Genomic DNA, 6,342 nt, shown 5'->3' with positions numbered 1-6,342 from the left:
TGGAAACCCTGGTGCGCGGCGCGCTGGCGCCAGCGGTGTTGCTCGATTACCTGCGCTTTTTCGTGCTCTTCGAGGACGACGGGGTGCTGATCAAGAAGATCGCCGGCTACCACCAGTTTCACGCGGTACAGATCGCGTCGGCGGTCGAGTGTATTGCGCACGCTACCTTGTTCTCGCAATTCCTTGAGCTTGTCCAGGTCCAGGTCGGCGATCAGGCTCATCTCGGTGTTGGGGGTGGCTTCGGCCGCAACCGAGTCGTGCGGAAAGGCGAAATCCGACGGGGTGAGAATGGCCGACTGGGAGTACTGGATATCCATGTTCTCGACGTTGGGCAGGTTGCCCACGCTGCCGGTGATGACCACGTAGAGCTCGTTCTCCACCGCACGTGCCTGGGCGCAGGTGCGAACCCGCTGGTAGCCGTTCTTGGTGTCGGTCCAGTAGGGCACGAAGAGGATGTCGATGCCGCGTTCGGCCAGTATCCGTCCGACTTCTGGAAACTCGATGTCGTAGCAGATCAGGATGCCGATCCGTGCCGAGTCGGTATCGAACACCCGCAGGCGCGTCCCGCCGCTCAGCCCCCAGTAGGCGTTCTCGTCCGGTGTGATGTGGAGCTTGTATTGCATGTCCCAGGTGCCGTCACGACGCAGCAGGTGCGAAACGTTGTAGAGGGCCTCGTTCTCGTAGAGCGGCATGCTGCCCGCGATGATGTTGATGTTGTAGGACAGCGCGAGCTTGAGCATTCGCTCGCGCAACTCCTCGCTGTAGGCGGCCAGTTCGCGGATGGCCTGTGCGGGATTCGATTCCTGATGGCGGGATAGCAGGGGTGCCGAGAAGAATTCGGGAAAGACGACGAAGTCGGCTTTGTAGCCGGATACCGCATCGACGAAGAACTCGATTTGCGAGGAGAGTTCGTCGAGTGAGTCGGCCGGACGCATTTGCCACTGCACGGCCCCGATCCTGACCGTGCTCTTGCGCTCGAACTGTAATTTGCCGGGAGCGCGTCGCTCGGGTTCACGGTAGTGGATATTGTTCCACTCGATGAGCGTGGCGAAAGCGCCGGACTCCTCGTCTTCAGGCAGATAGCCGGTGATGAGTCTGCGCACGTGAAAGTCGTTGGCGAGCTGAAAACTCAGAATCGGATCGCGCAACTCCTTCTTCTTCACGAGTTCGATATAGCGGCTCGGCGCCATCTTCTTTGCGTGCTTTGCATAGCCGGGGATACGACCGCCGGCGACTATGCGGCGCAGGTTGAGATGTTCGCACAGCGATTTGCGGGCGTCGTAGAGTCGTCGTCCGAGACGCAGGTCGCGATAGTCCGGATGCACGAATACGTCGACGCCGTAAAGCGTGTCGCCCTTCGGGTCGTGCGTCGTCAGGTAGCCGTTGCCCGTTATCTCCCAATAACCGTGCTGATCACCGAAGCGGTTGTAGTCGACGATCAGGCTGATCGCCGCGGCCACGACCTTGCCGTTGTCCTCGATGCACAACTGGCCGTCTGGAAAGCGCTTGATCTGGGCTGCGAACTGCTCACGACTCCAGGCGCCTCCCATCGCGGGGTAGACCCGGTCCATGATCTCCCGGATATCGTCGTAGTCGCTCAACCGGGAAGTCCGCAGCACCAGTCGGTGTTCGGTGGCCTTTCGCGAGGACCGCCGTTGCTTTTTGCGGGGCTTTGCTTTGTCTTCGAGCTTCTTTGCCATACAACTGAAAGAGTGCTGGGTCGGGCAGTAAGTCTAGCCTTGACTGGTGATGATTGCGTGACAGCGAGCTTGTGACTGCAAATCGCTGAGTGTAGGTGTTTCCCCTGTGAGGCCTACCTGTAGTTCCGAATGAAATCCCCTGCGCGGCCCGAAAAGTCGTCCAGCCGCTGCTGGAGCACGTCGTGTTGCCAGTCCCACCAGCGAATGCGCTCCATTGCCTCGGCGACTTCAGGCGGGAATCGGCGGCGGATGACCCGCGCCGGGTTGCCGGCGACGATGGTCCAGGGTTCGACGTCGCGGGTGACAACGGAGCCTGCGCCAATGACTGCACCATTGCCAATCGTGAGACCCGGCATGACGATCGCGCCGTGGCCGATCCAGGTGTCGTGGCCGATACTGAGGACGCGAGCGGCACGGGCTGCGAAGAAGGACTCGTCGTCGGTCGCTGCGAAGCCGTAGGCCGCACGTCGGTAGGTGAAATGGTGCAGCGTCGGCCGATCCAGCGGATGAGCGGTGGGGCCCAGGCGAACGTGGGCGGCGATGTTGGAGAACTTGCCGATTTCCGTGTTCTGCAGGATGCAATCCGCGCCGCAGTACGAATAGTCGCCCATGACGACATTCTCGAGGGTGCAGCGGTCGCCTACCTCGGTCCAGCTTCCGAGTGTAGCGCTGTTCAGGCTCGTGTCTCGCCCGACGGTGGGTTGTTGCGTCAGTTCAAGCATGGGCGCTCCGGCTCTGTCGGGAAATCACATTGTCAGCGGTGAAGGAACATTGTCGGATCCATTTGAAGGGCTTGTCCCGGTCGGTCTGTTTCACGAGGGTCAGCCCGGCGATGGCGACCGGTGTGCGTAACAGATCGGAGAACAACGCGCGCAGTTCGGACTGCATGCGCGCCAGAAGATCCGGAGGCAATGCGCCGGTGAGCGACATGTGAAAGCGGAAGGCGTCGAGGACATAGGGGTAGCCCCAGCGGGTGAGTAGCTCGCGCTGACGCCTGCTCAGGTCCGGGGTGTCGCGGCGCGCGCGGTCGTAGTTCGAGAGGGGCGCGCGAAAGATATCGAAGGCTCGCAGGCATGATTCGGCGAGCATGTCCAGGTCGGGGTCGGGGACGACGGGCGCTAGTGCAAGAAAGTGATGAAGTCGTTGCACTTCCAGTGGCGTCGTGAATGGGGTGTAGTTGCTGCAGAAGCCGGCGAGCGCGTCGCACAATTGTTGCTCGCTGCGATGGTCCGCAAGCTCGAAAGGTGCAACCAATGTCGCGTGAAAACCATAGCGGGAGGGTGTGGCGATAGCAGTGTCGATGTCGCCCTGTGGCATGCTTAGCTGTTCGATCGCGGGGGTGTCGTGGTCCGTGGAGGCATCCCGGCCTAGCCAGGCACTGGCGAGTTGCCACAGGCGGGTGTCGCGTTCAGGGCAATAGTAGATTGCGTAACGGCTCGTCATCAGGCGACTTCCATCCCCTGACGCCACACCCGGCGAACGACCGGGCCGTGTTCGCTGCGATGGATGCGCACCAGATCAGCCCGACGGCCGGTTTCGATGACGCCCCGATCGTTCAGGCCGAGTGCGCGCGCCGGCTGCCCCGCCACCACGTCGAAGGCTTCCGGGACGCTGAACCCGGACTGGGCGTGAAGCAGCCAGGCTGCCTGCATCAGGCTGGCCGGGATGTAATCGGAGGTCAGCATGTCGAGCAGGCCGTTTTCCGCAAGCTCGCGCGCTGAAACGTTGCCCGAGTGGGAACCGCCGCGAACCATGTTGGGGCCACCCATGATGGTCGCGAGACCGTGTTTGCGGGCGGCGCGGGCTGCCTCGACAGTGGTCGGAAACTCGCACATCGTGGCGCCGAACTTCACCGCTTCGTCGACATGCTCGCTCGTGGCGTCGTCATGCGTGGCGAGGGTAATCCCGCGTGCGTGACACATGTCGGCGACGAGTTGTCTTTGTTGCGCAGCGATTCTGGTCTGAAGCTGTTGCCGCGTGGCGATCATGTCGTCGACCTGTTGGTCGTTCAGTCCGTGCTTGCCCTTGTAATAGACCCTGAACTTGTCGATGTCGACGAACTGCCTCGCCCCCGGCGTGTGGTCCATTATCGATATGAGCCGAACCAGCGGATTGTCGATGGTCTGGGTAAGACTCTCGGTCATGTCTTCGGCGACGATCTCGCAGCGCAGGTGCAGCAGGTGATCGGCCCGGAAGTGGCCGCTGCGCTGCAACTCGCTGATGCCGGTGATGGTCTCCTGGGCGATGTCTTTGCGCCATTCCTTGCCGTAGTCGCTGCCGCAGGCGATCGCGTCGAGCACTGTGGTGATACCGGCGGTGGCGATTGCGGCATCGTGGGCCAGCACGCCCGGACGCGTCGGCCAGCGAACGCCAGGTCGTGGGACCAGGTGCAGCTCGGCGTTGTCGGTGTGAACGTCGACCAGGCCAGGCGTCAGGAAGTCGCCGTCGAGGTCTCGCGCCGCGGCGCTGCGGCAGCGGCCTGTGTCGATCACAGCAATGGTGCCATCGCGCACGACGACATGGCCGTCGATGACCTCGTTGCGAAGAATGACGCGGGCGTTATCGAGGATGAGTTCATGTTTCATGCGGCGAGCCTGTCTCGGGTGACGTCATAGCTGTGGGTACATACCGCGTTACGCACCGCGTCGTCGTGGAAGATGCCGACGACCGCAGTGCCGCGCGCAAGTGCATCATGGATGAGTTCGATGACGGTTTTGCGGTTGGTTGCGTCGAGCGAGGCGGTCGGTTCGTCGAGCAACATCACCGGATAATCGGCGATCAGGCCGCGGGCGATGTTGACCCGTTGCTGCTCGCCGCCGGAGAAGGTGGATGGCGCAAGCTGCCAGAGCGTGCGAGGGATGTTGAGGCGAGCGAGCAGGGCTTCTGCGCGCTCGCGGGCTTCCTCCTTTGTCAGGCCGCGTGAGAGCAGTGGCTCCATGACGAGGTCGAGCGTCGAGACGCGTGGAATCACGCGCAGAAACTGACTGACGTAGCCCAGCGTGAGGCGCCGTACATTGAGTATGACCCGTGGCTCAGCGCCGACGAGTTCGACCATCCCGCCGCAATGACGTACCCGGATGCTGCCTGCCTGGGCGAGGTAATTGCCATACAGGCAGCGCAGCAGAGTGGACTTGCCCGCGCCCGAGGGGCCAGCGAGCACAAGGCAGTCTCCGGCGCGGACCGACAATGCAGCGCTTTCGAATACCGGAATGTCGACGCCGCCCTGCATGTGCAGGGTGAAGCATTTTGCGAGGTCGCGCGCCTCGAGCATGATTGATTGGTCTTCCATGTCTTGCTCCGTTAGACCCGAAGGATCGAGGACACCAGCAATTGGGTATAAGGGTGCTGCGGATCGTCCAGCACCTGGTCGGTAAGGCCGTGCTCGACCACGCGGCCGCCTTGCATCACCATGAGACGATGGGCGAGCAGGCGAACGACGCCAAGGTCGTGGGTCACGACGATGGCGGACAGGTGAAGCTCCGACACCAGCCTTCTGAGCAGATCGAGGAGGCGTGCCTGCACGGACACGTCCAGCCCACCGGTGGGCTCGTCCATGAACATCAGTCGCGGCCGGGTGACGAGGTTGCGCGCGATCTGCACCCGCTGCTGCATGCCGCCGGAGAAGGTCTCGGGCATGTCGGCCATGCGCTCGAGATCGATTTCGACTGCCTGCAACCAATGGCCGGCCTGTGCCCGGATTTGTCCGTAGTGTCGTTCGCCGACGGCCATCAGGCGCTCTCCGACGTTGCCGCCGGCCGATACGCCCATTCGCAAACCGTCTCGCGGGTTCTGGTGGACCAGTCCCCAGTCGGTGCGCAACAACAGGCGGCGCTCGGCCTCGGACAAGGCGAAGATGTCTCGCATTACGCCATCACGGCCACGGTATTCGACGGTACCCGATGTGGGTTCGAGCTGGGTGGCGAGACATCTCAGCAGCGTGCTCTTGCCGGCTCCTGACTCGCCGACGATGCCGAGCACTTCACCGGGGTAGAGTTCGAAGCTGACATTGGTGCAACCGATCTGTTCGCCATAGCGGTGGTCGAGACCGCGCACTGAAAGCAGGGCCTGGTCGCTCACGATACCGCCCTCCGCAGGCTATCGATTTCGTCCGCTTCTGTTGCCTCGCGGCGCCCGGCGCAGTGATCCGAATCGGAGCACACCAGCATGCGGGAGCCTGCGTCGTCGGTGATGACCTCGTCGAGAAAGCTGTCGGTGGCGCCACACAGCGCGCAGGGTTGGGACCAGTTCTCAACGTCGAAGGGATGATCGTCGAAATCCAGACTGCGCACCGACGTATAGGGGGGCACCGCGTACAGGCGCCTTTCGCGGCCAGCGCCGAAGAGTTGCAGGGCCGGACTGCAGTCGAGCTTGGGGTTGTCGAACTTTGGAATCGGGCTGGGACTCATGATGTAGCGGTCCGCGACCGTCACAGGGTAGTCGTAGGTCTTGGCGATACGGCCGTGGCGGGCGACGTCCTCGTAGAGCGACACCCGCATCACGCCGTATTCCTGTAGCGCATGCATCGCTCGGGTCTCGCGTTCGCTGGCTTCCATCCAGCGCAAGGGTTCGGGGATCGGCACCTGGAACACCAGAATCTGCTTCTCCGACAGCGGCGTCTCGGGGATGCGGTGGCGTGTCTGAA

7 protein-coding genes are annotated in these 6,342 nt (G+C 62.6%); all 7 read right to left on the bottom strand.

Annotated features, from left to right (window positions below; genetic code table 11):
* On the bottom strand, positions 1-1,601 hold a 1,601-nt coding region (locus GPA21_RS18625; protein ID WP_211163698.1), incomplete at its 3' end, for a carbon-nitrogen hydrolase family protein.
* 212 nt (positions 1,602-1,813) lie between these two features.
* A complete protein-coding gene (locus GPA21_RS18620) occupies positions 1,814-2,422 on the bottom strand; it encodes a DapH/DapD/GlmU-related protein (RefSeq protein ID WP_168989590.1) in 609 nt (202 codons plus the stop codon).
* On the bottom strand, positions 2,415-3,143 hold the full coding sequence (locus tag GPA21_RS18615; protein WP_168989589.1) for a DUF1045 domain-containing protein: 729 nt from the start codon (positions 3,141-3,143) through the stop codon (positions 2,415-2,417). Before GPA21_RS18615 ends, GPA21_RS18620 begins: the two co-directional genes overlap by 8 nt.
* Positions 3,143-4,285, bottom strand: a complete 1,143-nt coding sequence (locus GPA21_RS18610; RefSeq protein WP_168989588.1) for an alpha-D-ribose 1-methylphosphonate 5-triphosphate diphosphatase — start codon at positions 4,283-4,285, stop codon at positions 3,143-3,145. Before GPA21_RS18610 ends, GPA21_RS18615 begins: the two co-directional genes overlap by 1 nt.
* On the bottom strand, positions 4,282-4,989 hold the full coding sequence (gene phnL, locus GPA21_RS18605) for a phosphonate C-P lyase system protein PhnL (RefSeq protein WP_168989587.1): 708 nt from the start codon (positions 4,987-4,989) through the stop codon (positions 4,282-4,284). The genes GPA21_RS18610 and phnL overlap by 4 nt, the downstream gene beginning before the upstream one ends.
* A gap of 11 nt (positions 4,990-5,000) precedes the next feature.
* Positions 5,001-5,777 (bottom strand): phosphonate C-P lyase system protein PhnK, encoded by a 777-nt coding sequence (phnK, locus tag GPA21_RS18600; protein ID WP_168989586.1) that lies wholly within the window; start codon positions 5,775-5,777, stop codon positions 5,001-5,003.
* On the bottom strand, positions 5,774-6,342 hold a 569-nt coding region (locus GPA21_RS18595), incomplete at its 5' end, for an alpha-D-ribose 1-methylphosphonate 5-phosphate C-P-lyase PhnJ (RefSeq protein WP_211163697.1). The genes GPA21_RS18595 and phnK, both read right to left, overlap by 4 nt.

The sequence above is a fragment of the Azoarcus taiwanensis genome (assembly GCF_012910885.1).
Taxonomy (GTDB): Bacteria; Pseudomonadota; Gammaproteobacteria; order Burkholderiales; family Rhodocyclaceae; genus Azoarcus_F; species Azoarcus_F taiwanensis.
Note: the sequence above shows the minus strand (reverse complement) of the source record. Positions and strands in the feature narration are given on the sequence as shown.

Excerpts from the sequence above, each read along its gene's own strand:
- GPA21_RS18620 (WP_168989590.1), bottom strand. The coding sequence starts at position 2,422 with ATGCTTGAACTGACGCAACAACCCACCGTCGGGCGAGACACGAGCCTG.
- GPA21_RS18615 (WP_168989589.1), bottom strand. The coding sequence starts at position 3,143 with ATGACGAGCCGTTACGCAATCTACTATTGCCCTGAACGCGACACCCGC.
- GPA21_RS18610 (WP_168989588.1), bottom strand. The coding sequence starts at position 4,285 with ATGAAACATGAACTCATCCTCGATAACGCCCGCGTCATTCTTCGCAAC.
- phnL (WP_168989587.1), bottom strand. The coding sequence starts at position 4,989 with ATGGAAGACCAATCAATCATGCTCGAGGCGCGCGACCTCGCAAAATGC.